Here is a 1,075-nt window from a genome sequence, read left to right as displayed (position 1 = left end):
GATCTGCCCGTTCCACGGCTGGGTCTACAATCTCGACGGCACGCTGCGGGGGGCTGCCCGTCCGCGCTCCTTCCCGGAACTCGACAAGACCGAGTTCGGGCTGATGCCGCTCGATCTCGAAGTCTGGATGGGCTTCATCTTCATCCGCTTCCGCAACGGTGGCCCGCAGCCTTCCGTGGCTGAACTCTTGAAGCCGATCGAGGCGGAGATCGCCCATTACAATGTTGCCGACATGGTGCCGTGCTTGGGCATCTGGACCCAGAAATCACCGGTCAACTGGAAATCGGTGCGCGACGTCGACAATGAGGGCTATCACGTCGCCATGGCGCATCCGGCGCTGCAGGACCTCTACGGCGCGACCTATTTCGACGAACCCTTCGTCAACGGCGTGTCGCGGTCCTTCGCCACCTACAACCCGCATGCCGGGCGGCGCTGGAGCGTCAACCAGTACATCAAAATAGCGCCCGAGCCGACGCACCTGCCGGAGCATCTGCGCAAAGCCTGGATCTATTACGGCATCTTCCCCAACAACGCGCTGTCGATCATGCCGGAATCGGTGCAGTTCTATCAGGAGTTCCCGCTGTCCACCGGCGAGACGCTGCTGCGCGGCGCGATCTATCGCTACAAGGACGAGACGCGGGAGCAGGCGGCGGCGCGCTACCTTGCCTACCGCATCGACCGCGACACCATGAACGAGGATGTCCAGCTCTCCGTCTGGTCGAACGAATCCATGCTCTCCGAGGCGTTCGGGGGCTTCTACCTCTCCGACCTCGAATATGGCGTGCGCACCCACCACGACCATCTGCGCAGGCAGGTGCCGGTGCTGAACTTGGAGACCGCACCGGAGGAAAAGGACATGTGGGGATTGAACGACGCGCTGCGGTCGAAGGGGTGAGCGTCTTCCCTTCTCCCTGTTACACGGGGAGAAGGTGCCCGAAGGGCGGGCAGTGCAAGCGCCTCACAATTGGCTCTGGCTCCCGAACCTCAGGGAGCGTCTGAACTAAATCTCGCAAGCTGGCGCTGCCCCTCACCCGCCGGCTACACTCCCCGTTCTACGGGGAGTGTAGCCGGCGGG

The 1,075-nt window shown here is 63.1% G+C and carries 1 protein-coding gene; it reads left to right on the top strand.

What is annotated here, in order from left to right; genetic code table 11:
* Positions 1-895: aromatic ring-hydroxylating dioxygenase subunit alpha (locus tag EOA75_RS33155; RefSeq protein ID WP_164747770.1), on the top strand; the 895-nt coding region annotated here is incomplete at its 5' end.
* Positions 896-1,075 lie beyond the last annotated feature (180 nt).

It is taken from the genome of Mesorhizobium sp. M1A.F.Ca.IN.022.07.1.1 (assembly GCF_003997575.1).
GTDB lineage: Bacteria > Pseudomonadota > Alphaproteobacteria > Rhizobiales > Rhizobiaceae > Mesorhizobium.
This window is presented reverse-complemented; position numbering and strand designations above follow the sequence as displayed.